The 20,669-nt window shown below is 68.8% G+C and carries 23 protein-coding genes; 10 read left to right on the top strand and 13 right to left on the bottom strand.

Annotated features, from left to right (window positions below; translation table 11 throughout):
* Positions 1 to 6: 6 nt before the first annotated feature.
* The gene (locus ACYBYQ_RS09810) at positions 7 to 552 is read right to left on the bottom strand and encodes a hypothetical protein (RefSeq protein ID WP_459618555.1); all 546 of its coding nucleotides are present in this window, start codon (positions 550 to 552) and stop codon (positions 7 to 9) included.
* Between the two features lie 251 nt (positions 553 to 803).
* On the opposite strand from ACYBYQ_RS09810, the gene ACYBYQ_RS09805 reads away from it, so the two are divergent.
* Positions 804 to 1,217, top strand: coding sequence for a CopD family protein (locus ACYBYQ_RS09805; protein ID WP_459618554.1), 414 nt, complete (start codon positions 804 to 806; stop codon positions 1,215 to 1,217).
* 10 nt (positions 1,218 to 1,227) lie between these two features.
* Here the strand turns inward: ACYBYQ_RS09805 and ACYBYQ_RS09800 are convergent, their stop codons facing one another.
* On the bottom strand, positions 1,228 to 1,725 hold the full coding sequence (locus tag ACYBYQ_RS09800; RefSeq protein ID WP_459618553.1) for a DUF2231 domain-containing protein: 498 nt from the start codon (positions 1,723 to 1,725) through the stop codon (positions 1,228 to 1,230).
* Between the two features lie 20 nt (positions 1,726 to 1,745).
* Between ACYBYQ_RS09800 and coxB the strand changes: the two genes are divergently transcribed.
* Genes coxB through ACYBYQ_RS09785 form a run of 3 tightly spaced genes read left to right on the top strand, consistent with a single transcriptional unit; the run spans position 1,746 to position 5,469 of the window.
* Positions 1,746 to 2,672 (top strand): cytochrome c oxidase subunit II, encoded by a 927-nt coding sequence (coxB, locus tag ACYBYQ_RS09795; protein WP_459618552.1) that lies wholly within the window; start codon positions 1,746 to 1,748, stop codon positions 2,670 to 2,672.
* On the top strand, positions 2,669 to 5,125 hold the full coding sequence (ctaD, locus tag ACYBYQ_RS09790) for a cytochrome c oxidase subunit I (RefSeq protein ID WP_459618551.1): 2,457 nt from the start codon (positions 2,669 to 2,671) through the stop codon (positions 5,123 to 5,125). Before coxB ends, ctaD begins: the two co-directional genes overlap by 4 nt.
* The gene (locus tag ACYBYQ_RS09785) at positions 5,122 to 5,469 is read left to right on the top strand and encodes a hypothetical protein (protein WP_459618550.1); all 348 of its coding nucleotides are present in this window, start codon (positions 5,122 to 5,124) and stop codon (positions 5,467 to 5,469) included. Before ctaD ends, ACYBYQ_RS09785 begins: the two co-directional genes overlap by 4 nt.
* On the opposite strand, the gene ACYBYQ_RS09780 is transcribed toward ACYBYQ_RS09785, so the two are convergent.
* Entirely contained in the window at positions 5,444 to 5,665 is a 222-nt protein-coding gene (locus tag ACYBYQ_RS09780) for a hypothetical protein (RefSeq protein WP_459618549.1), read from the bottom strand. The genes ACYBYQ_RS09785 and ACYBYQ_RS09780 overlap by 26 nt on opposite strands.
* A gap of 224 nt (positions 5,666 to 5,889) precedes the next feature.
* On the opposite strand from ACYBYQ_RS09780, the gene ACYBYQ_RS09775 reads away from it, so the two are divergent.
* Both ACYBYQ_RS09775 and ACYBYQ_RS09770 read left to right on the top strand, forming a co-directional pair.
* Positions 5,890 to 6,198 (top strand): ElaB/YgaM/YqjD family protein, encoded by a 309-nt coding sequence (locus ACYBYQ_RS09775; protein WP_459618548.1) that lies wholly within the window; start codon positions 5,890 to 5,892, stop codon positions 6,196 to 6,198.
* A 74-nt stretch (positions 6,199 to 6,272) separates the two neighbouring features.
* On the top strand, positions 6,273 to 7,259 hold the full coding sequence (locus ACYBYQ_RS09770) for an SDR family oxidoreductase (protein ID WP_459618547.1): 987 nt from the start codon (positions 6,273 to 6,275) through the stop codon (positions 7,257 to 7,259).
* A 63-nt stretch (positions 7,260 to 7,322) separates the two neighbouring features.
* Here the strand turns inward: ACYBYQ_RS09770 and ACYBYQ_RS09765 are convergent, their stop codons facing one another.
* The 5 genes from ACYBYQ_RS09765 to ACYBYQ_RS09745 all read right to left on the bottom strand — a co-directional run bounded on the left by ACYBYQ_RS09765 (position 7,323) and on the right by ACYBYQ_RS09745 (position 11,556).
* On the bottom strand, positions 7,323 to 7,595 hold the full coding sequence (locus ACYBYQ_RS09765; RefSeq protein ID WP_459618546.1) for a hypothetical protein: 273 nt from the start codon (positions 7,593 to 7,595) through the stop codon (positions 7,323 to 7,325).
* Positions 7,555 to 7,848: a hypothetical protein gene (locus tag ACYBYQ_RS09760; RefSeq protein WP_459618545.1), complete on the bottom strand. Its 294-nt coding sequence runs from the start codon at positions 7,846 to 7,848 to the stop codon at positions 7,555 to 7,557. Before ACYBYQ_RS09760 ends, ACYBYQ_RS09765 begins: the two co-directional genes overlap by 41 nt.
* Positions 7,849 to 7,901: 53 nt before the next feature.
* The gene (locus tag ACYBYQ_RS09755; protein WP_459618544.1) at positions 7,902 to 8,213 is read right to left on the bottom strand and encodes an ElaB/YgaM/YqjD family protein; all 312 of its coding nucleotides are present in this window, start codon (positions 8,211 to 8,213) and stop codon (positions 7,902 to 7,904) included.
* Positions 8,214 to 8,300: 87 nt separating this feature from the next.
* Positions 8,301 to 10,073, bottom strand: coding sequence for a thiamine pyrophosphate-requiring protein (locus tag ACYBYQ_RS09750; protein ID WP_459618543.1), 1,773 nt, complete (start codon positions 10,071 to 10,073; stop codon positions 8,301 to 8,303).
* Between the two features lie 94 nt (positions 10,074 to 10,167).
* Positions 10,168 to 11,556, bottom strand: a complete 1,389-nt coding sequence (locus tag ACYBYQ_RS09745) for a sigma-54-dependent transcriptional regulator (RefSeq protein WP_459618542.1) — start codon at positions 11,554 to 11,556, stop codon at positions 10,168 to 10,170.
* A 353-nt stretch (positions 11,557 to 11,909) separates the two neighbouring features.
* On the opposite strand from ACYBYQ_RS09745, the gene ACYBYQ_RS09740 reads away from it, so the two are divergent.
* Both ACYBYQ_RS09740 and ACYBYQ_RS09735 read left to right on the top strand, forming a co-directional pair.
* On the top strand, positions 11,910 to 12,824 hold the full coding sequence (locus tag ACYBYQ_RS09740; protein WP_459618745.1) for a sigma-54 interaction domain-containing protein: 915 nt from the start codon (positions 11,910 to 11,912) through the stop codon (positions 12,822 to 12,824).
* A 196-nt stretch (positions 12,825 to 13,020) separates the two neighbouring features.
* The gene (locus tag ACYBYQ_RS09735; RefSeq protein WP_459618541.1) at positions 13,021 to 14,457 is read left to right on the top strand and encodes an RNA polymerase factor sigma-54; all 1,437 of its coding nucleotides are present in this window, start codon (positions 13,021 to 13,023) and stop codon (positions 14,455 to 14,457) included.
* Between the two features lie 88 nt (positions 14,458 to 14,545).
* Here ACYBYQ_RS09735 and ACYBYQ_RS09730 read toward each other — a convergent pair whose 3' ends face one another.
* Both ACYBYQ_RS09730 and ACYBYQ_RS09725 read right to left on the bottom strand, forming a co-directional pair.
* A complete protein-coding gene (locus ACYBYQ_RS09730; protein ID WP_459618540.1) occupies positions 14,546 to 14,926 on the bottom strand; it encodes a hypothetical protein in 381 nt (126 codons plus the stop codon).
* Between the two features lie 153 nt (positions 14,927 to 15,079).
* Positions 15,080 to 15,484 (bottom strand): DUF1488 family protein, encoded by a 405-nt coding sequence (locus ACYBYQ_RS09725; RefSeq protein ID WP_459618539.1) that lies wholly within the window; start codon positions 15,482 to 15,484, stop codon positions 15,080 to 15,082.
* On the opposite strand from ACYBYQ_RS09725, the gene ACYBYQ_RS09720 reads away from it, so the two are divergent.
* Both ACYBYQ_RS09720 and ACYBYQ_RS09715 read left to right on the top strand, forming a co-directional pair.
* Positions 15,483 to 15,746, top strand: a complete 264-nt coding sequence (locus ACYBYQ_RS09720) for a hypothetical protein (RefSeq protein ID WP_459618538.1) — start codon at positions 15,483 to 15,485, stop codon at positions 15,744 to 15,746. The genes ACYBYQ_RS09725 and ACYBYQ_RS09720 overlap by 2 nt on opposite strands.
* Positions 15,747 to 15,777: 31 nt before the next feature.
* Complete coding sequence (locus ACYBYQ_RS09715; protein ID WP_459618537.1) at positions 15,778 to 16,620, top strand: DUF2243 domain-containing protein; 843 nt, start codon at positions 15,778 to 15,780, stop codon at positions 16,618 to 16,620.
* 72 nt (positions 16,621 to 16,692) lie between these two features.
* Here the strand turns inward: ACYBYQ_RS09715 and ACYBYQ_RS09710 are convergent, their stop codons facing one another.
* From ACYBYQ_RS09710 to ACYBYQ_RS09700, 3 genes are read right to left on the bottom strand one after another with little or no spacing between them, the layout of a single operon-like run.
* On the bottom strand, positions 16,693 to 18,075 hold the full coding sequence (locus tag ACYBYQ_RS09710; RefSeq protein WP_459618536.1) for an MmgE/PrpD family protein: 1,383 nt from the start codon (positions 18,073 to 18,075) through the stop codon (positions 16,693 to 16,695).
* Between the two features lie 6 nt (positions 18,076 to 18,081).
* A complete protein-coding gene (locus tag ACYBYQ_RS09705; RefSeq protein ID WP_459618535.1) occupies positions 18,082 to 19,083 on the bottom strand; it encodes a Bug family tripartite tricarboxylate transporter substrate binding protein in 1,002 nt (333 codons plus the stop codon).
* A gap of 40 nt (positions 19,084 to 19,123) precedes the next feature.
* Entirely contained in the window at positions 19,124 to 20,587 is a 1,464-nt protein-coding gene (locus tag ACYBYQ_RS09700; protein WP_459618534.1) for an FAD-dependent oxidoreductase, read from the bottom strand.
* Positions 20,588 to 20,669 lie beyond the last annotated feature (82 nt).

The raw sequence follows: 20,669 nt of genomic DNA, 5'->3' as shown, positions 1-20,669 counted from the left end.
ATGTCCTCAGCGTGGTGGCCCGGCCACCAGTGGCGGGCCGGTGTGCAGCGGCGGATGACGCACGATTTCCAGTTCCCACTTGCCGCGCCGCCGCCGCGCGACCCAGATTTCGTCGTAGCGCGACCCGGGCCACCGCTTGGGCGCCTGCGCAATGCCCAATGCCCGCGCCAGGCGCGGAATGTCGCGATGCCGCCAGCACACCAGCACCGATCCCGGCAGGCGGCGCAGCACGTTCGCCAGGTCGCGCGCGGCCCGGCTGCCGGCAGGCTCGCGGCGCACCGGCAATCCCAGGGCGCGGGCCAGCGGCGTCACGGTGTCCACCGAGCGCGTGCTGGGACGGCGCGCGGTGGGCGCGGCAGCGAAGATGGCCTGCGGCCGCGCTCCGGCGCGCGGCCAGCCGTCCTGGAACCAGCGCGCCAGCGCATGGGCGCGCAGCCATCCCGCTTCGCTCAGGCCGTGCCGGGTGGGAAGCCCGATCTCGGTACGCCCCGGCACGCCATGTCGCGAACGCGGCTTCTCGGCGTGGCGCATGATCATCACGGTCGCCGCCATGCCCCTCCTTTATCCGGTGTCCGGCTGGATTTTTCCCCAGGTGCGCAAGCGCCGTGCCCGGGCCGCCGCAGGGACGTCGCGGCCGGATGCCGGAAGCCGGCAGGACCGCATGCTGCCCGCACAACGTTACAAGGGTCTGCATTCCGCATCAACTCGGCAGCGTCCACGTCGATAGAATGGGCTGGCGGGCGCATGCCCCGGCGGGCCTCGACAGGCCCCGGACCCTCCACAATCAGGAACCGGGAATCTCGATGGTATGGATCAAAGCCGTGCACCTGTGCGCGCTGGCCCTCTGGTGCGCCGCCCTCGTCTATCTGCCGGCGGTCTTCCACGACGTGGGCCGTGCGCAGCCCGCCCATCAACTGCCGCGCCTGCATGTCATGGCACGGCTGGCTTTCGTCTATGTGGCCTCGCCTGCTGCCGTGCTGGCCATCGTGAGCGGCACGGCGCTGGCGTATGCCGCCGCGCCTGCCGGTTTCTGGCTGCACGCAAAGCTGACTGTCGTGGCGGCGCTGGTGCTGTTCCACCTGTACTGCGGCCGGGTCGTCACGGCCCTGGACGACCAGCCCCGCCTGCGGCGCGTGGTGGCTCCGCCGGCCCTGGCGCTGCTGCCGGCGGCGCTGGCGGGCGCGGTGCTCTGGCTGGTGCTGGCCAAGCCGTTCTGAGCCGCGCCGCTCAGTCGGCAGGATCCGGGGCGTCCTCCGGCTTGTCGTGGATGCCGACGTGGTGCTCGAACACCAGCTTGCCGCCCAGCCACCCCGCCAGCGCCACCAGCCCCGCGCCCAGCGCGGAGAGATACAGCCCGCCGGGCACGATCGCTGCTATAGGGTCGTCCATGCGTCCGAACCAGTTGATCGCCTCCACCGACAGCAGCATCGTCGCCGCCGCGAAATGGGTCCACCCCGCGGGCCGCCTGCGGATGTTGCGCACCAGCAGCAGCTCCACCGTGCCCGACAGCGCCGCCAGCGCCCCCATCACGGTGCCGCTGCCCAGCAGCCACAACGCGGCCCGCGCCCAGAAATGATCGGCGGTGAGCACAAAGGCCAGGTCCGCGGCGAGCGCGCCCATGTAGAACGCGATCGGGAAGGTCACCAGCATGGGATGCAGCGGATGCCGCGCCACGGCGACTTCGGTGTGCGTGCCCACGGGCAACGGTTTGGTGAATTGTTTCATCGACGGAGAAGAAAGTACGCATGAACACGCTGTGGTCCGCCCCGGCCCCCCTGTCTGCCCTGGACGCCGCCGGCCCGGCGGCCGCGGCGATCGCGCGCGTGTGGTGGTGGATGACGGGCGCGGGCGGCATGGTGCTGCTGGGTGTCTGTCTGCTGGCTGCGGCCGCCTTCCTGCGCCGCCGGAGCAAGCCGGATGCCCGGCGGGCCGCACGGCTGGCATTGGCGGCCGGCATCGCGCTGCCGCTGGCGGCCGCCGCGGCGCTGCTGGCCTGGGGTCTGCCTGCCGGCCAGGCCATGCGCGCGCACGTCGCCGACGCCTACCGCGTCGAAGTGTGGGCGCACCAGTGGTGGTGGGAGGTGCGCTACCCCGATGCGCCGGGCGGGCCGGTGTACAGCGCCAATGAGCTGCACATCCCGGCAGGCCGGCCCGTCGCGGTGACGCTGCGCTCGGACGACGTGATCCACAGCTTCTGGGCGCCGCGGCTGGGCGGCAAGCTCGACGCCATACCCGGCCGCGTCAACACCGTGCGGCTGCAGGCCGACCGGCCCGGCGTCTACGCCGGCACCTGCGCCGAATTCTGCGGCGCCCAGCACGCCCGCATGGGACTGCGCATCGAGGCGCATCCGCCGCAGGCGCTGCAGGCGCGGCTGGCCGCCGCGGCGAGCCCGCATGCGGCCGCGGCCCGGCTGCAGGCCGGCCCCTATGCGCGCCACTGCCTGGGCTGCCACAGCCTGGACCCGCGGGTGCGCGGCCGCGACGGCCCGAACCTGGCCGACCTGCCGTTGCGCCTGACCCTGGGCGCCGGCACGCTGGACAATACGCCCGAAGGCCTGCGCCGCTGGCTGCGCGACCATCGCCAACTCAAGCCCGGCAGCCGCATGCCGCCCGTCGCGCTCGCGCCCGCCGAGCTGGAGGCGCTGGCCGAGGCGCTGGAGGCCAGGCCATGACCCCCATCGCCCGCCATGGCCGCCTGCAGCGCGAGTGGGCCGACCCGCCCGGCTGGCGCGGCAGCCTGAGCGCCGTGAACCATACCCTCATCGGCAAGCGCTTCATGCTGACGGCGCTGGCGTTCTTCGTGGTCGGCGGCATCCTGGCCATGCTGGTGCGCGCCCAGCTTGCCGTGCCGGGCAACCCTTTCCTGGACAGCACCCGCTACAACCAGCTCTTCACCATGCATGGCACGGTGATGATGTTCCTCTTCGCCATCCCCATGCTGGAAGGCTTCGCGCTCTACCTGCTGCCCAAGATGCTGGGCACGCGCGACCTGGCCTACCCGCGGCTCGGCGCCTATGCCTACTGGTGCTACCTGTTCGGCGGGCTGCTGCTGCTCGGCGGCCTGGCCCTCGGCGTGGCGCCCCAGGCCGGCTGGTTCATGTATACCCCGCTCTCCGGCACGCGCTACAGCCCGGGGCTGGACGCCGATCTCTGGCTGATCGGCGTGACCTTCGCCGAAATCTCTGCCATCTGCGCAGGCGTGGAGCTCATCACCAGCATCCTGCTGCTGCGCGCGCCGGGCATGAGCCTGGACCGCATGCCCCTGTTCGCCTGGTACATGCTGGCCACCGCCGGCATGATCCTGGTGGGCTTCCCGCCGCTCATCCTGGGATCGATACTGCTGGAGCTCGAACGCGCGCTGGACTGGCCCTTCTTCGACCCGTCGCGCGGCGGCGATCCCCTGCTCTGGCAACACCTGTTCTGGATGTTCGGCCACCCCGAGGTGTATGTCATCTTCCTGCCGGCCGCCGGCATGGTGTCGACCATGCTGCCGGCCCTGGCCGGACACCGCCTGGTCGGCCATGCGGCCGTGGCGGCCAGCGTGGTGCTGCTGGCGGCGCTGAGCTTCGGGCTGTGGGTGCACCACATGTTCACCGTGGGCATTCCCCACCTGGCGCAATCCTTTTTCTCCATCGCCAGCATGCTGGTTGCCGTGCCCACGGGCATACAGGTGTTCGCCTGGCTGGCCACGCTGTGGTGCGGCAGGCCGCGGCTGCATCTGCCCATGCTGTACCTGGCCGGCTTCCTGTTCGTGTTCGTGTGCGGCGGCCTCACCGGCGTCATGCTGGCGCTGGTGCCGTTCAACTGGCAGGCGCACGATACGCATTTCGTGGTGGCGCACCTGCACTACGTGCTGGTGGGCGGGCTGGTCTTCCCGCTGATGGCCGCCACCTACTACTGGATGCCGCACGTCACCGGCCGCATGCCGTCCGATCGCGCCGGCCGCTGGGCCTTCTGGCTGATCTTCGGCGGCTTCAACGCGGCCTTCCTGCCCATGCATCTCACCGGCCTGCTCGGCATGCCGCGGCGCATCTATACCTATCCGACCGGGCTGGGCTGGGACGGCCTGAACCTGCTCACCTCCATTGCCGCCTTCGTGCTGGCCATAGGCCTGGCGCTGTTCCTGCTCGACGTCCTGGTCAACGCACGGCTGGGCGTGCGCGCGCCGCGCAACCCCTGGGGCGCCGGGACGCTGGAATGGGCGACCGCCACCCCGGTTGCGTCCTACAACTTCGCCAGCCTGCCCGAGGTGGAAGAGGCCTACCCCCTGTGGCACCGGCCCGGACTGGGCGCCCGCGCGGCCGGCGGCGACGGCTGGCTGGATCGCCACATCCCGGGCGTGCGCGAGCTGCTCGCGGTCGACCCCATCAGCGGCGCGCCGCGCGCCGTGCTGCGCATCCCCGGCCCCAGCCCGCTGCCGCTGGCGGCGGCGCTGGCCACCGCCGCGGTCTTCCTGTCCGTCCTGGCCAAACAGTACCTGCTGGCAGGCTGCGCCCTTGCGGCCATGACGGCCGTATTCCTGGCCTGGGCCTGGCGCGGGCGCCGCCTGCAGGCCCCCCCGCCAGTGGCGGGGCTGCACACCGGCGGCGGCGCGCCCGCACCGGGCCTGTGGGGCACCGGGCTGGCGCTGGTGGCCGACGCCACCTGCTATGGCGCATTGCTGTTCGGCTACGCCTTCCTGTGGCGGGCCGCCCCCGCATGGCCGCCGCCGGCGGGCCTGGCGACCGGCGGCGTGGCGCCATGGCTGGTGCTTGCGGCCCTGGCCGCGGGCACACTGGCATCCTCCTCGCGGGCCGGCCTGCGCGGCGCCCTGCCGGCAGCCGGCGCGGCGATCGTCGCCGTGGCGGCGCTGGCCTGGCTGCAGCACGACGCCCTGCCCGATGGCCGGCAGCATGCCTACGCCGCGGTCGCGCGGGCCCTGCTTGCCTACGTGCTGCTCCATGCCGCCGTGGCAGGGCTGTTGTCGGGCTTCGTAGCCTGGACGGCCAAGCGCGGCAGCGCCCCGCTGCCGCCGGGCGACGTGGCGGCACGCGTGATGCGGCTGTGGTGGCGCTATACCGCCGTGACCGGCGCAGCGACGCTCGCCGCCCTGTACGGCCCGGCGCTCGCGGGAGCCTGGCAATGAGGCGCGCCGTTGCCCGCCTGGCAACGGCGCTGCTCGCCGGCGTGGGCATATGGATCGCGGCGTTCGCGCTGCTCTACATGGGGCAGTCGCTCGGCTGCGCCGCGACGTCCGGCGGCCGCGGCCTCTCCTGGGCCCTGGCGGTGCTCTGGCTGGCGCATGCCGTGGCCCTGGCCGCCCTGGCCCGCGCCTCCTGGCGGCGCGAGCGCAGGCGGCGCGCGTCGGCGCCGCCGTCTGCCCACGGCCGCCGCTTCCTCGACCAGGTGGCGGTCCATCTGGACCTGATGGCCCTGGGCGCCCTGCTGGCCCTGGGCCCCGCCGTCATATGGCTTGCACCCTGCCTCTGAGCAGGCGCATGCGATACAGGCCCGACCCTTTGCGACCCTGGCCGCCGCCATTGCGGCGCACGGGGGGATCCTCGGGCGGCGGGAGGTCAATGTCCGGTTCGTCGGTGTCGGGATCCACGGGCAGGTCGCCGGGCGGGGACTCCGGCGGCACGGGATCGGGCTTGGGCGGAACGTGGAAATTCGCTTGTCGGGGCATGGAACGACCTCTCTCGGACTTCCCCCGGACGGCACCGTCCGCGGGATGGGTGCAGGCTGCAAGCAATCGCCGTTCCCATGGCGGCGGGCCGGGTCCGCGGCTTGCTGCAGGAGCCGCGCATCGCGCACCTGCCATGGGCCCGGGCCGGCGCCCGGGAGTTTCTACCGCGGCGTGCAAGATGTGCGCAGTGCCACACCATCGCATCCACACCTCGGGGACATGCCATGCAAGAGACCGACACCACCTCCAACACTCCCAACCCCTCCGGCCGCTCGCGCCAGGAATGGCTGGACGAACTGGACGCCATCATCAACGACACCACCACGGCCGATCTTGAGACCTTGCGTGCGCGCCTGCAGGCGCAGATCGGCAAGACGCGCGCCGCCTTCGATGCCCTGGCCGGCAGCTCCGGCGACCTGGCGCACGAGGCCGTGGCGTGCGCCGAGACCTATGTCCAGCAGCGTCCCTGGCAGGCCCTGGGCGTGGCGGCCGGGATCGGCGTGCTGCTCGGCCTGGCGCTCAATCGCCACTGAGCGGCGGGCATGCACCTTGCTGCCTCCGGGTCGACCGGAAAACAGGGATTCCGGAATTGCAATGGAGGCAAGCCATGACATCCAGCCACGGTAAGGACGCCCAGCGCACCGCCGAGCAACAGCGTGAAATCCAGCACGAACAGGACGCCAAGGACGCCGGCAAGCAGGCGCCCCCCAAACAAGGCGGGGCGCCCGACACCGGCGGGGGCGACCACCCCGTTCCGCCCCTGCCGAAGCAGCATCTGGAGAAGCCCGGCCAGGAAGCCGACATGACGCTGCCGCCGCAGTACCTGGCGTCGCAATACCGCGGCAGCGGCAAGCTGCAGGACAAGGTGGCCCTCATCACCGGCGGCGACTCGGGGATCGGACGCGCCGTGGCCATCCTCTACGCGCGCGAGGGCGCGGACGTGGCCGTGGTCTATCTCTCCGAGCATGAGGACGCGCAGGAGACCCGCAGCCGGGTGCAGGCCGAAGGGCGGCGCTGCCTGCTCATTCCCGGCAATGTGCAGGACCCTGCGTTCTGCCGCGACGCCGTCGCGCGCACGATCGAGGAATACGGCAAGCTCGACATACTGGTGAACAACGCGGCATTCCAGGAACATGCCGACTCGCTGCTGGACATCACCGACGAACGCCTGGACCAGACCTTCCGGACCAACATCTACGGTTACTTCCAGATGGCGCGCGCGGCCCTGCCGCACCTGGCCGAAGGCGCGTGCATCATCAACACGGGCTCGGTCACGGGCCTCGAGGGCAGCAGCAAGCTCATCGACTACTCCAGCACCAAGGGAGCGATCCACGCATTCACCTGGTCGCTGGCCGGCAACCTGGCGCCGCAAGGCATACGCGTGAACGCCGTGGCGCCCGGTCCGGTCTGGACCCCGCTGAATCCCGCGGACAAGCCCGCCGAGCAGGTCGCGAACTTCGGCAAGAACACGGTGTTCGGCCGGCCGGCCCAGCCCGAGGAGCTTTCCCCGGCCTACGTCTTCCTGGCCAGCCCGGCCTGCGCCAGCTACATCACCGGCCTGGTCCTGCCGGTGACCGGCACGCCCGGTTTCTGACCCCGCGCACACGAACGGACGGGCCGGCGCAAGGCCGGCCCGTCCGCGGTCCGGTCCATGCGTTCAGGAGCGGTTGTCCACCGGCGGCGCGTCGGGGGTCTGGTTGCCCGGATCCTGCACGTCCTCGGCCGGCACGCCCGGCGGTACATTGGGCGCCTTGGCCGGCAGGCTGTTGGGATCCACCGGGCGGTTGATCAGGGAACGTTCGGTTTCCTTCTCCCGGTTCGCCTCGGTCTCGGTGCCGGGCTGGCGGGAGTCGGGGCCTCGCTCCTCATGGGGCTGGCGCGTGGGGGCGCTATTCGGCCCCGGGTCCGGGCTTTTGCTTCTTCCTGTCATGGGGTTCCTCCTGGCCCTCGGCCGGCGCCGAGCGGCCGGTCTGCTTGCCATTGCTTTCGCCCGGCGTCTGGGCGCCGGGATACCGGCCGCCCTGCTCGTACTCGGGTCCGTGCGGATTGGGCTTGCCGCCCTTGCCGGGGTTGGGGCGTTCGCCATACGGCCGCCCCATGGGCGGCTCCTCGGCGCCCCAGCGCCCGCTCTTGCGCGGATACTCGTCGGGACCGGTATCGGGTTTGTCGTCTTGACGTGGCATGGCAGCCTCCGTTTGGGGTACTGCGGGGGCACTGCGGGGTACTGCGGCGCGGCTCAGCGATGCCGTCCGGAAATCAGGCACGCTCCCACCACCACGCCCAGCAGCAGTCCCGCGCCCAGCATCTTCCAGCCATGCTCGTGCACATAGCCGTCGGCCGAGCGGGCCACGTGCTCCCAGCGCCCGGGCAATTGGCGGGCCTGGTCCACATGGTGCTTCAGCCGGTCGCGCGCGCGCTCCATCTCGGCTCCGCCATAGGAGGCCGTGGCGCGCAGCAGATCCTCGGCGCCCGCGACCAGATCATGTACGCCGTGGGTGGCGCGCTTGCGCGCCCCATCCATGCGACCGGATTCGGAAGAAAAAAACATGACGCCTCCTTTCGTTTGATGCCAGGAATGAATGCGGGCCGGCGGCCCCGGCCTGTTTGCCGCAAGCGCCGTGCCCGGCGCAATGCCTCAGCCGGCCCACCACTGCCGCAGCGTGCCGCGCAGCGCCGGGCCGCCGGCCGCGCCTTCCTTGCGCAGCGCCTGCAGATAGGCCTTGACCTGCTTGAGGGGCAGGTGCGGCGGCACGGGCGGCACCTCGGGATCGCTCATGACTTCCAGCACCACGGGGCGGTCGGCCTGCAGGGCCGCGTCCCAGGCTGCCGCGACTTGTTTCGGATCGTCCACGCGCAGCCCCTGCAGGCCCAGCAGTTCGCCATAGGCGGCATACGGAAACGCCGGCACGCGCTGGGACGCCTCGTAGCGCGGGCTCGCCGCCATGGCGCGCTGTTCCCAGGTGACCTGGTTCAGGTCGCCGTTGTTCAGCACCATGACCACCAGCCGGGGATCGCGCCACTGCCGCCAGCGGTCGGCAATGGTGATGAGCTCGTTCAGGCCGTTCATCTGCATGGCGCCGTCGCCCACCAGGGCGATCACCGGACGGTCGGGATGGGCCAGCTTGGCTGCCAGCGCATACGGGACCCCGCTGCCCATGGAGGCCAGCCCGCCCGACAGCGACGCCATCATGCCGCGCCGCAGCTTCAGGTCGCGCGCATACCAGTTCGCCGCGGAACCCGAATCGCAGGTCACGATGCAGCGCTCCGGCAGGCGCGACGACAGCTCCCAGAACGGCAACTGCGGATTCACCGGGCTGGCCGGCACCCGGGCGCGCTCCTCCACGGTCTTCCACCAGTCGGCCACCCAGCCTTCCACCTTGTTCTGCCATGCGGCGCGGGGCTTCTCGTGCAGCAGCGGCAGCAGCGCCGCCAGCGTGTCGCGGCTGTCGCCCACCAGCCCCACTTCCACCGGATAGCGCAGGTTCAGGTTGCGGCCGTCCAGGTCTATCTGCACCGCCCTGGCCTGGCCTTCGGGCGGCAGGAATTCGCCGTACGGGAACGCGGTGCCCACCATCAGCAGCGTGTCGCAGCCGTTCATCAGGTTCCAGCTCGCGCGCGTGCCCAGCAGGCCGATGGCGCCCGTCACGTAGGGCAGTTCGTCGGGCAGCACGGCCTTGCCGAGCAGCGCCTTGGCCACGCCTGCGCCCAGCCGCTCGGCCACCTGCTGCACCATGTCGCCCGCCGCCAGCGCACCCGCGCCCACCAGCATGGCCACGCGTTCGCCGCCGTTGAGGATGGCGGCCGCGTTCTCCAGCGCCTGGCGCGACGGCACCGAGGCATGGGACGTCACCCCGATGCCCGTGTGCACCGTACCGTGCTCGCGCGGCGGCGTCTCCACCGCGGGCATCTCCTGCAGGTCGTTGGGCAGGATCACGCAGGTCACGGCCCGCCGCTCCAGGGCGATGCGCACGGCGCGGTCGATGAGGTGGCGTACCTGGCTGGGCGTGCTGGCCTGCTGCACGTAGTCGTGCGCCACGTCCTTGAACAGCGACACCAGGTCGACTTCCTGCTGGTAGTCGCCGCCCAGGGCGCCGCGCGATTGCTGGCCCACGATGGCGACCACCGGCTGGTGGTCCAGGCGCGCATCATAGAGGCCGTTGAGCAGGTGGATCGCGCCCGGGCCCGACGTGGCCACGCACACGCCCACCTGGCCGGTGAACTTGGCGTGCCCGCAGGCCATGAAGGCCGCCATTTCCTCATGGCGCACCTGCACGAACTCCACCGCGCCCTCGGCGCGGTCCAGCGCCACCATCAGGCCATTGATGCCGTCGCCGGGATACCCATAGATGCGCCCGATACCCCACTGGCGCAGGCGCTGCACGATGAAATCGGATACGGTGGCTTGCATGCGTCCTCCTGTCGGCGCGTCCCGTCGGGACGTTCGCAAGGAGGCAGCAACCGCCGTACCCGGATGCAGCGGGGCGGTCCCCGGCCTGCGGCCCTCAGCCGCCTACCGTCTCGCCTCCCGAGGACTTGCGCGCGAGGGAGTCGGCGTGCCCCGCGAGGTCGTACTCCTCCAGCCTGTTGTAGAGCGTCTTGGCGCTGATGCCCAGCACCTCGGCGGCAGTCTTCTTGATGCCGCCGCAGCGCTCCAGCGTGGCCAGGATCAGCCGGCGGTCGGCCTCGGCCAGCGTCACGCCCACCGGCACCACGATCTTGCCGGCCTCGTCTTCGTCGGGGCCCGGCGCCACCTGGGGCACCAGGGTATCGGCCTGGAGCTCGTCGCCGTCTGCCATGATGTAGGCCCGGCGCACGAAGTTCTTGAGCTCGCGCACGTTGCCCGGCCAGCGATAGCGCTGGATGGCCTCGCACGCGGCCTGCGAAAACCGCTTGCTCGTGCCCGCGTCGGCGTTCTGCTCGTCCAGGAACCGGTTTGCCAGGAACATCACGTCCTCGCCGCGCTCGCGCAGCGGCGGCAGCTCGATGGGGAACACGCTGAGACGGTAATAGAGGTCCTGCCGCAGGCGCCCCTCGGCCACGGCCTGGTCGGGGTCGCGGTTGGTGGCCGCGATCACCCGCACGTCGCAGGCGATGTCGCGGTTGGTGCCCACCCGCATGAATTGCCCGGTTTCGAGCACGCGCAGCAGCTTGACCTGCAGGTCCAGCGGCATCTCGGTGATTTCGTCGAGGAACAGCGTGCCCTTGTCGGCCCGCTCGAAATAGCCCTTGTGCTGGCGCTCCGCGCCCGTGAAGCTGCCGCGCTCATGGCCGAACAGCTCGCTTTCGATCAGGTTGGGAGAAATCGCGCCGCAGTTCACCGCCACGAAGGCCTCGCGGCGCCGCCGGCTCAGCGCATGCAGGGCCTGGGCGGCCAGTTCCTTGCCGGTTCCGCTCTCGCCCACCAGCAGCGTGGTGATTTCGGTGGGGGCCACGCGGCGGATCTGCTGATAGAGCTGCTGCATGGGCTCGGAGTGGCCAAGCAGCTTGCAAAGCCGGCCATCTTCCTGCACCGGCGCCCCGCCGAGGTCCGAATCGGCGGCCTGGCGGGCCACGCGGTCCAGAATTTGCTGGAGTCGTTCCATGCAGACGGGCTTGACGAGGTAATCGGTGGCCCCGCAGCGCAAGGCTTCCACGGCGCTGTCCATGCTGCCGTAGCCCGTGATGACCACGATGGGCACGCTGGCGCCCGAGACGCGTTCGAAGATCTCCATGCCGCTGGCCCCGGGCAGGCGCACGTCGGTGAGGACGAGGTCGGGCAGGCGGCGTTCGAACTGGATGTACGCATCCTTGAGGGACGCCGCTGCGGCGACCGAGTAGCCGCTGTCGCGCGCCACCTCGGAGAGGATCTCGCGTACCGCGTCGTCGTCGTCAACGATCAGCAGATGAGGCATGTCTACTCCGTGATGCTGGTGTTGGATTTGAGCGGAACAATAGCGGGAAAACTCGGCGGCGCCGGGCTGCCCCGGGGCCGCGGCACGGCGCGATGGCGATGCCGGCCCGTGTAGAAACTGCCATGCGGAAAGCGTACATCGGCCGATTCGGCCATGGGGTAAACATTCGATACGAGGAAATAATGTTTTCGAATCATTGCATCTCGTCGCAAAATCATTGAGGCCTATGCCTAACATGGGCTCCGTGCGGATACCAGAGGGAAACCTTCATGCCTAACCCCGTGCAGGCGCAGGACCAGGCTCCGGCCTCGCCCGACCGCGCCCAGTCTCCCCAGTTGGGCTGCAGTGCCGCGATGCGGCAGCTGCAGTCCATGATCGAACGCGTCGCGACCACCGACGCCAGCATCTTCGTGGTCGGCGAAAGCGGAACCGGCAAGGACATGATCGCCCAGGCCGTGCACCGCCTGAGCACGCGCCGCGACGGCCCGTACATCGCGCTGAACTGCGGTGCGGTGAGTTCCAGCCTGGCGCACGCCGAACTGTTCGGCCACGAAAAGGGCAGCTTCACCGGCGCACTGGCGCGCACGCCCGGCTACTTCGAGCACGCCAGCGGCGGCACGCTGTTCCTCGACGAAGTCACCGAGATGCCGCTGGACATGCAGGCGCATTTCCTGCGCGTGCTGGAAACCGGCACCTATCGCCGCGTGGGCGGCACCGACCTGCTGCGCACCAACGTGCGCATCATCTCGGCCACCAACCACGACCCCTTGCGCGCGGTGGCCGAAGGCCGGCTGCGCGAAGACCTGCTGCACCGCCTGCTCGTCATCCCGCTGCGCGTGCCGCCCCTGCGCGAGCGGCCGGAAGACATCCCCTTCCTCGCCCAGCGCTTCCTCGAGGCGCTCAACCAGCAGTACGGCACGCGCAAGCAGTTCGGCAGGCGCATGCTCGACACGCTGGCCGCCTACGACTGGCCGGGCAACGTGCGTGAGCTGCGCAACGTGATACAGCGCGCCTACCTCATGTGTGACGAGGTGCTGCAGTACGACCCCATCGGCCCGCGCAAGAGCCGTCCGGCCGACCGGCGCGCCGACGCCCTGGCCTTTGCCATCGGCACGCCGCTCTCCGAGGCTCAGCGCGAACTGATCTCGGCCACCCTGGAGTACCACGGCGGCGACAAGCGCCGCGCCGCCGAAACGCTGGGCATCAGCCTGAAGACGCTGTACAACCGGCTCAATGCCTACGGCATGGACGCGCCCCTGGGCACCTGAGCAAACCGAGCACCTGAGAAAAAAATACCGGCGCAGGTAAATCTGCGCCGCCCCAGGCACGCAACTTGCGCACCCTCCCCCGGGAAAGCGCCATGGCATGGATCTTGCATTTGTGTCGGAACGTGGGGCCGTGTCGGCCCCGACCCCACACGATGAACGGAGGTCCGCCTTGGCACACGCAGCACAAGAACTCCGCATGCGCCAGCAAACCCTGCTGGCGCCGCGGCTGCAGCAATCGATCCGGCTGCTGCAGATGTCGGCCCTGGAATTCACCACCGCCGTCCAGCACGCCCTTGCGAACAACCCATTCCTCGAGGATGGCGACGAAGCCGAGCGCCCGGCTGCCGATGGCGGCGACGTCGCTTCCTCCGCCGAGCCCGTCGCCGCGTCCCAGCCGGCCGAAGCCGCCGAGTCGCCCGCCGCCGCGGCAGAGCCGCAGGCGCCTGCCGACACCCCCATGTCCGACGGCCCCGGCTATTCCGGCGACTACCCCACCAGCAACCGCGTGGAAGGCACGCCCGCCGATCCCGGCGTCTGGGTGGCGGCTCCCACCTCGCTGCGCCAGCGCCTGTCTGCCGAACTGGGCAGCTATCCGCTCAGCCTGCGCGACCGCATGATGGTGGAATACATCGTCGACGCGCTCGACGACGACGGCTATCTTTCGGCAGACCTGGCCGGCCTGGCCGAGAGCTCGGCCTTCGATCCCCCGCCCGAGCCGGAAGAATGGGAAGCGGCGCTGAAACTAGTGCAGCAACTCGACGTGCCCGGATTGGCCGCGCGCAGCCTGTCCGAATGCCTGTGCCTGCAGCTCGCCGCGCGCGACGACCTCGATCCCCCGGTGCGCGAACTGGCGATCGAAATCGTGCGGCATCACCTCGAACGGCTGGCCCGCAATGATCTGCCCGGCCTGCAGCGCGCCCTGGATTGCGACATGGAGCGGCTTCACCATGCCTGCGAAGCGATCCGCAGCCTCGATCCCAAGCCGGGCCGGCGCTATGCGTCCGAGGCACCCAACTACGTGGTGCCGGACGTCATCGTGAACAAGGTCAATGGCCGGTGGGTGGTGACGGCGAACCGCCAGGCCATGCCCCAGGCGCGGCTGCATCGCACCTATGCGGAACTGTTCCAGCGCGCGCGCATGGACCATCGCTGTCCCATGGCCCAGGAGCTGCAGGAAGCGCGCTGGCTGGTGCGCAACGTCGAGCAGCGGTACGTCACCATACGGCGCGTGGCGGAATCCATCGTGAGACGCCAGCAGACGTTCTTCGAATTCGGCGAGGTCGCCCTGCGGCCGCTGATGCTGCGCGACGTGGCCGACGAACTCGAGATGCACGAATCCACGGTATCCCGCGCCACCGCCAACAAATACATGAGCACCCCGCGCGGCGTCTTCGAATTCCGGCATTTCTTCTCGCGCGAACTGGGCACCGACGCCGGCGGCTCCTGCTCGGCCGCCGCGGTGCGCGCGCTGATCAAGGAATACATCGAAGACGAAGACCCGCGCATGCCGCTTTCCGACGTCGTGCTTGCACAGCGCCTGGCCAGCAACGGCGTGATGGTGGCCCGCCGCACGGTGTCCAAGTACCGCATCCAGATGCGCCTGCCGTCGGCGGAAGTGCGCCGCCAGTACTGAGCCCGGGCGCCCGGCGGCACGGATGCCAAAAGCGAGGCCCGGCGCTGCAGCAGCGCCGGGCCTCGGCCGTTACGTGCCGGCGCCGGTGTTACTTCGAACCGCCGGTATTGGGATAGCCCGGAGGCGGCGAGCTGCCGCTGGCCGGAGTCTGGCCCATATTGTCATTGATACCCCGCTGCGGCCGGCCGTCCATGGTGCTGCCGCGCTCGCCCGGCGTGCCGTCGAGCTGCGGCGGCGTGGTCGGGGTGCTGGGGGTGCTGGTGGGCGCAGGCGGAGCCTGGCCCGGGGCCAGCGGCTGGTTCGGCGGCGTGGCCGTGCTGTCGTTGGGCGTGGTCGACGGCGAGGTCGGCGTGGACGGCGACTGCATCGGCTGGGTGGTCGAACTCTGCGCGTAGGCCAGTCCGCCCCAGGCCGAACCCGCCGCCACGGCCGTGACGGCTATGCCGTTGAGGATATTGCGTATCGTCATGTCGAGTACTCCTCTGCTGTAGGGACTCCTTGCTCTGCAAACCGCATGCCCGCGGCCGCTTGCTTCCGCCAGGCCGGGCCGGCCGTCGGAACAGCGGCCCGATTTACTGTCCTTTGCAGAAAACTCACGTGGCAGGCGGGCACATCTGTGGCGCTACGCGCCGTCGTCGGCAAAATCGCCCGCCCCGATCTTGATGGGTCCGTCGGACGGCACCCATTGCGTGCGCTTGGCCAGCGCCTCCAGCTGGGGCTGCGCACGCTCGAACGCATGCAGCAACTCGGCGCCGGTGCCGTCGGCCGCGCCGAAGAAGCGCCGCAGCGCATCCCCCGAAATTTCGAACTGGCGCCGGACGCCGTTCGTCTCGAGTTCGAATACCACATCGTCACCCTGCACCTGCGCGCCCGTGCGCGCCGCGAAATTTCCCATCTCAAGCGCCTCCTGTGGTGTAGGACGGAACCCGCGGGTCGCCGCAAGCGCCGTGCCGCCACGGCCCGCGGGCATGGCAGTTGCGACCGCTTCCGCACAGCAATCCATATCGCATCCGATGGAGGCAGCCATGCTCAAGGACCAACCCGATCCCAACCGGGCCGCGCCACGGCCCGGCCGGCGCGCCGACCACGAGGCCGCAGGCCCCGACATGGACCACCCGCCGCGCGCACGGGCCCACGACAAGCCGTCGTTCGACCAGGCCACCCAGGCGGCGGATCGCGCCGCGCGTTCCGCGGCCCCGCCCGACACCGTGAACCCCACGCCGCCCGACACGGGCCGGGAGAACGAACGCCCCACACTGCGCCGCGCCCGCGACGCAGGCTCGCGCTGACCGCCGGCACGCGTGCCGAGAGGACAGGCGCATGAATCTCTGTACTCCCGCCAGGCCGGTCTTCGCGGCGCCCTATCCGCCGCGCTTCGACCGGTCCGGCATTCTGCTGGGCTTCGCGTTCGGCGGCTTCTTCGACGGCATCCTGCTGCACCAGGTGCTGCAATGGCACCACCTGCTGTCGGGCCTGTCCGGGCCCGACTGGGCCGACCTGCGCGTGCAGGTGGTGGCCGACGGCCTGTTCCACGCCCTGATGTACGTGCTGGCCGTCGTGGGCTTGTGGCAGCTGTTCGGCGCGCGCGCCGAATTCGCACGGCCCACGGCGCGACGCCGGCTGATGGGCAGTTTCTGGATGGGATTCGGCGCCTGGCACGTAGCCGATGCGCTGCTCTCCCACTGGCTGCTGGGCATCCATCGCATCCGGATGGACACCACCATGCCGCTGGCCTGGGACCTGGGCTGGCTGCTCCTCTTCGGCGTGGTGCCATACTGGATCGGACGCCGCATGCGGCGCACGACGCAGGGGCCGAGCGATGCCGGCAACGGCAGCGGCGGCGGCCACGGCAGTGTCGGAACGGCCCTGCTTGCCGTGGTCGCGGTCACCGCAGCGGGCGCGCTGCACGCCGTGCCATTGCGTGCCCAGCCCGGCCCCACCGTCACCGTCGTGCTGCGTCCCGGCGTCTCTGCCGCCGATTGGTTCGCCGCGCTCGACCAGCTCGACGCGCGCGTGCTCTGGAGCGATCCCACCGGCGCCGTCTGGGTGCTGCGCCCCGCGCAAGCCGACGACGGCGGCGCGCTGCGCTACTACCGCCACGGCGCCCTGTACGTCAGCGGCACCCTGGCGCCGGCCGGCTGCGCGGCGTATCTGCGGCTTTGACGGGCGCCGCGCGGACAACTTCCTCTTTACCGCAGCGCCTGGTGCCGCTCCAGCGTCACGGTGAATCGCCGCTCACCTGGGAGACGTTTGTGCATTCGCACAAAGGCGCATCAATTCGCCGACGTCGCCATTTGCCCCAAAAGACGTCAACATCGACAGCACCTCTCGCACCCTTTCCTCACCCAATACGGGCTGCGCGATGACGCGGAATTTTCCGAATACTTTCTGCGATTGCGTGGTCTTGTCTTCAATGGGCGAGCCGCAATCGTGGGTCAAGCTCACACTACTGCCTTCGCCGTATGTAACCGTCACCGTAGACTCGCTCAAACTCCCGCTTGGAACCAGCCTGACATTCACCTTGGCGAGCATGGCTGCAATGCTCGGGTCGGTCACTTGCTCCCAGACCTCCAGGCTGCCGGTGTCGGCACCGAGCATGGCGAACGCTGCTGCCGCCCTCAGGCTGAACTTGGCTTCCAATGCCGTTGCTGGCTCCTGGATGTTGCAGATGGAACACCCTTCCCCCGCCACCACGTCGATCCGCGACACCCGTGTCGGATCGATGCCATGCCTATCCCGCAATGCGGCGACCGCCTCGATGGTGGAATGCGTGCTGTAGCATGCCGCGTGGAACTTGAACAGGTTGTTCAGGATATGAAATCCGTCCTTCGGAGCAGACAGGGCGCTCTCCACATGAAAATCCGCGCCATGCACGGCAGCATATCCCTGATTGCACTCCAGGATATCGGGGCGGCTCAGGAATCCGTTCTCGGCCAGCAACGCAGCCCTCAATCCTGCTTGAGACGCCAGGCCGGCATGCAAAGGCTTGGCCATGCTGCCGAACATTGCCTTGAGCCCCGCAGCCTGCGTGGCCGCAATGCCCACGGCATGGCAAGCCTGCAGCGGCTCCAGTTTCAACAGGTGCGCGCAAGCCACAGCGGCACCCAGGCAACCGATGGTCGCGGTGGCATGAAAGCCGCCCGCGTAATGTGCCGGTTCCACCAATACACCGACGCTGCAGGCAAACTCATAGCCGGCTACGAAGGCAGCAACGAGGTCAGCCAACTTGGTGCCGCGATGCTCGGCCAGGGCGACCAGCCCTGGCAGGATGGCAACAGACATGTGCCCCGGCACCGAAAGATTGACGTCGTCGTAGTCCAGCGCATGGGACACGGTACCGTTGACCAATGCGGCCTGCACCATCGTGCCCCGCCACGCCTGCCCCAGCAGGGTGGCCTGGGCGTTGCCGCCTTCGGCGCGCGCCGTTTTCGCAACAATATCGGCGGCAGGTTCTCCTGTCGCGGCAAAGGCGCACCCCAACCAGTCCACCAGGCAATCCCGCGCGACGATGCGCACATCCTGGGGCAGGGTGTCATGGCGGATGTCCAATGCCCTCGTCACCAGCAGGCGGGTCAGGGACACCGCTGCGGTCCCGCTACCGTTCCGCACATTGTCCATTTGGCGTCATTCCTGCAGGTTGATGCCGGCATCCTTCAGTCTCACCCCAAGCTTCGCGATATCGGTCTTCAACATGTCCGCCACTTCGGTAGGCGTCATATACGTGACCACGTTGCCTTGGGCAGCCTGTTGCGCCTGATAGGCGGTATCGCTCGCCATCGCCTTCAGCGCGCCATTCAATTTTTCGACGACATTGCCCGGCGTTCCGCCGGGGGCGAACAGTGCATACCAGATCGGGAACACCATGTCGGGATAGCCCTGTTCGGCCAAGGTCGGCACATTGGGCAGGAACGGAAGCCGCTTGGCAGACGTGGAGCTCAATGCAACCAGCGTGCCGTTGTCGATGGCGCCCTTCACCGCGTCCGTATATCCGGGCCCGGATATCGAAACCACGCCAGCCATCGTGTCTGCCATCGCCGGCGCCGCGCCCTTGTACGGCACATGCAGCAGCTTGATTCCGGCACGGTGGGCGAACAAGGCAATAGGCAAGTGCGTGGTGCCGCCCACGCCGGCCGAGCCGAAACTCAGGCTGTCGGGCTTGTTCTTCGCAGCTTCGACCAACTCGGCAATGCTCTTGATACCCAGGTTCTTGTTGGCAACGATCACATGGGCCGACTCAGCGACGCTTCCCACCGCCGCGAAGCCGTTGGGGTCGAAAGGCAGGGGATTCTTGGACGAACGCGTGTGGGGAAAAATGGCCATCGAATTGACGGCAAACAGCAAGGTGTAGCCGTCGGGCTTGGCCCGGTTGACATACTCCGTGCCTATCACTCCCCCTGCCCCCGGCATCGACATGACGACGATATTCTGCCCGATGCGCTGCGACAGCTCCTGCGCCATGACCCGCGCCGCAACATCAGTCGGGCCACCCACTGAATAGGGAACGATGAGTTGTATGGGTCGGTCCGGATACTCCGCGCGCGCCTGCGAGGATAAGGAAATGGCAATGCACGCCAATGCAGTGCCGAGGCATGATACGGCCCGGCGGGTGAGTTTCTGATTCACCATTCTTTGTCTCCATTTTTTAATTGAATTGTGTAATGCGCGGTTATCTCGCGCTGGCAGCGGCGTGCTCTCCTGCACGCCGCCCGAACACCGCACCGCGGAGCACGGAAGTCGCGCCTGGGTAGCGGCCGTAATACAGGCCCATCGTTTCCCCGGCGGCGTACAGGCCGGGCAATATGCACCCTTCGTTCTTGATCACCTGGGCGTGGGAATTCACCTTCAGCCCGCCGAGCGTGAACGTGTTCGCCGAGATGATGGGATAGACATGGAAAGGCGGTGTGTCGAGCGGCACCGCGTAATTCGACTTGCGCGGCGTCAACCCCGTGGTAGCGAGCCCGTCGAGGGTATGAGGATTGAAGCTGCCTTCCCCGCAGGCACGGTTGTATTCGTCGATGGTGCGCTGCGCGGCGTCGCCGTCGAAACCCAGTTTCTTCCCCAACATCCGGATATCCTGCATGGTTTCAGGCGGCTGGTCGCTGCGGATGCAACGCTTCCAGTTGGGGATGCGATTTATCTTGTCGTCCAATATGCAATAGGCAATACCCTTTTTCTGTTCCGCAATCAGGCGGATTGTTTCCTCATAGTGGGCATCGATGGTCCCTGGGGCTTCATCGATGAAACGCTTTCCATCGCGATTGATCAGGACGCCGTAGGGGTACGCCATGACAAGCGCCTCCGGTGCGCTGGAACGCGGGTCTATCGGCTGGCCATGGTATTCGGCGTAGTCGCCTGAAGGCGCGGCACCGAGCCGCAAGGCCATCTTGATGCCTTCGCCCTTGTTGTAGTAGCCCCCGGGCGCGACGGGGCGCAGATACCGTCCCTTGGCTCCGATGTATCGGACCACCATCTCGGGATTACCCTGAAAACCGCCACAGGCCAGAATGACGGCACTGCACTCGAAGCGATGCGGCGTATTCGATGGGTCCGTGGCCTTGACGCCGCATACCTTTCCGCTGTCCGACTGGATCAGCTCATGAGCCGTCATTTCATAGAAGAAGCGCACGCCGACATCCTCTGCGCACTGGGTCATGGTTTCCACCAACTGCAACCCTCCCCCGTTCACCGCGATGCGCGGCGACGGCCGCGGCGTAAGGCCGTAGAAGCCGGCTTCGCCGAAAGTGATGCCGTGCTTTTTCAGCCACGCGATGACGTCCGGCACTGACTCGGTGAAGGTGGAAATCAGCTCCGGGTCCGTGAACGGAAGCGCTCGCACCACGGGCGACCAGTTTTCATAGTCCCGTACGGTCGATTCAGTGAAATCGGGCTGGATGTAGTAGCCGCTGTTGTCGATCAGCAGCGATTCGAAGTCATGTGCAAGCTCCGTCTCGCTCTTCATGCGCAGATAGGCTTCGGTATACCGGGTATTTCCGCCCCGCTCTTCATAGCTGGCTCTTTCCAGCAGTGCAACCTTGGCGCCGGCCTCCGCGGCCGCAACCGCCGCGCTCAACCCCGCCACACCGCAGCCCACCACCACCACATCGAAGCGGGATTCTTCTTGCGCAACCATAAGCGTTTCCCTTCGCATAAGAACAAGGATGAGCGCTTAGTGTTGGGGATTTCGACACATGCCTCAATCGACATTTTCGCCG

The organism is Bordetella sp. 2513F2 (genome assembly GCF_054642735.1).
This window is presented reverse-complemented; position numbering and strand designations above follow the sequence as displayed.

Excerpts from the sequence above, each read along its gene's own strand:
- ACYBYQ_RS09705 (WP_459618535.1), bottom strand. The coding sequence starts at position 19,083 with ATGGTGAATCAGAAACTCACCCGCCGGGCCGTATCATGCCTCGGCACT.
- ACYBYQ_RS09760 (WP_459618545.1), bottom strand. The coding sequence starts at position 7,848 with ATGCCACGTCAAGACGACAAACCCGATACCGGTCCCGACGAGTATCCG.
- ACYBYQ_RS09730 (WP_459618540.1), bottom strand. The coding sequence starts at position 14,926 with ATGACGATACGCAATATCCTCAACGGCATAGCCGTCACGGCCGTGGCG.
- ACYBYQ_RS09710 (WP_459618536.1), bottom strand. The coding sequence starts at position 18,075 with ATGGACAATGTGCGGAACGGTAGCGGGACCGCAGCGGTGTCCCTGACC.
- ACYBYQ_RS09720 (WP_459618538.1), top strand. The coding sequence starts at position 15,483 with ATGCTCAAGGACCAACCCGATCCCAACCGGGCCGCGCCACGGCCCGGC.
- ACYBYQ_RS09805 (WP_459618554.1), top strand. The coding sequence starts at position 804 with ATGGTATGGATCAAAGCCGTGCACCTGTGCGCGCTGGCCCTCTGGTGC.
- ACYBYQ_RS09725 (WP_459618539.1), bottom strand. The coding sequence starts at position 15,484 with ATGGCTGCCTCCATCGGATGCGATATGGATTGCTGTGCGGAAGCGGTC.
- ACYBYQ_RS09785 (WP_459618550.1), top strand. The coding sequence starts at position 5,122 with ATGAGGCGCGCCGTTGCCCGCCTGGCAACGGCGCTGCTCGCCGGCGTG.
- ACYBYQ_RS09745 (WP_459618542.1), bottom strand. The coding sequence starts at position 11,556 with ATGCCTCATCTGCTGATCGTTGACGACGACGACGCGGTACGCGAGATC.
- ACYBYQ_RS09800 (WP_459618553.1), bottom strand. The coding sequence starts at position 1,725 with ATGAAACAATTCACCAAACCGTTGCCCGTGGGCACGCACACCGAAGTC.
- coxB (WP_459618552.1), top strand. The coding sequence starts at position 1,746 with ATGAACACGCTGTGGTCCGCCCCGGCCCCCCTGTCTGCCCTGGACGCC.
- ACYBYQ_RS09750 (WP_459618543.1), bottom strand. The coding sequence starts at position 10,073 with ATGCAAGCCACCGTATCCGATTTCATCGTGCAGCGCCTGCGCCAGTGG.
- ACYBYQ_RS09775 (WP_459618548.1), top strand. The coding sequence starts at position 5,890 with ATGCAAGAGACCGACACCACCTCCAACACTCCCAACCCCTCCGGCCGC.
- ctaD (WP_459618551.1), top strand. The coding sequence starts at position 2,669 with ATGACCCCCATCGCCCGCCATGGCCGCCTGCAGCGCGAGTGGGCCGAC.
- ACYBYQ_RS09715 (WP_459618537.1), top strand. The coding sequence starts at position 15,778 with ATGAATCTCTGTACTCCCGCCAGGCCGGTCTTCGCGGCGCCCTATCCG.
- ACYBYQ_RS09740 (WP_459618745.1), top strand. The coding sequence starts at position 11,910 with ATGCGGCAGCTGCAGTCCATGATCGAACGCGTCGCGACCACCGACGCC.
- ACYBYQ_RS09735 (WP_459618541.1), top strand. The coding sequence starts at position 13,021 with ATGCGCCAGCAAACCCTGCTGGCGCCGCGGCTGCAGCAATCGATCCGG.
- ACYBYQ_RS09765 (WP_459618546.1), bottom strand. The coding sequence starts at position 7,595 with ATGACAGGAAGAAGCAAAAGCCCGGACCCGGGGCCGAATAGCGCCCCC.
- ACYBYQ_RS09700 (WP_459618534.1), bottom strand. The coding sequence starts at position 20,587 with ATGGTTGCGCAAGAAGAATCCCGCTTCGATGTGGTGGTGGTGGGCTGC.
- ACYBYQ_RS09780 (WP_459618549.1), bottom strand. The coding sequence starts at position 5,665 with ATGCCCCGACAAGCGAATTTCCACGTTCCGCCCAAGCCCGATCCCGTG.
- ACYBYQ_RS09810 (WP_459618555.1), bottom strand. The coding sequence starts at position 552 with ATGGCGGCGACCGTGATGATCATGCGCCACGCCGAGAAGCCGCGTTCG.
- ACYBYQ_RS09755 (WP_459618544.1), bottom strand. The coding sequence starts at position 8,213 with ATGTTTTTTTCTTCCGAATCCGGTCGCATGGATGGGGCGCGCAAGCGC.
- ACYBYQ_RS09770 (WP_459618547.1), top strand. The coding sequence starts at position 6,273 with ATGACATCCAGCCACGGTAAGGACGCCCAGCGCACCGCCGAGCAACAG.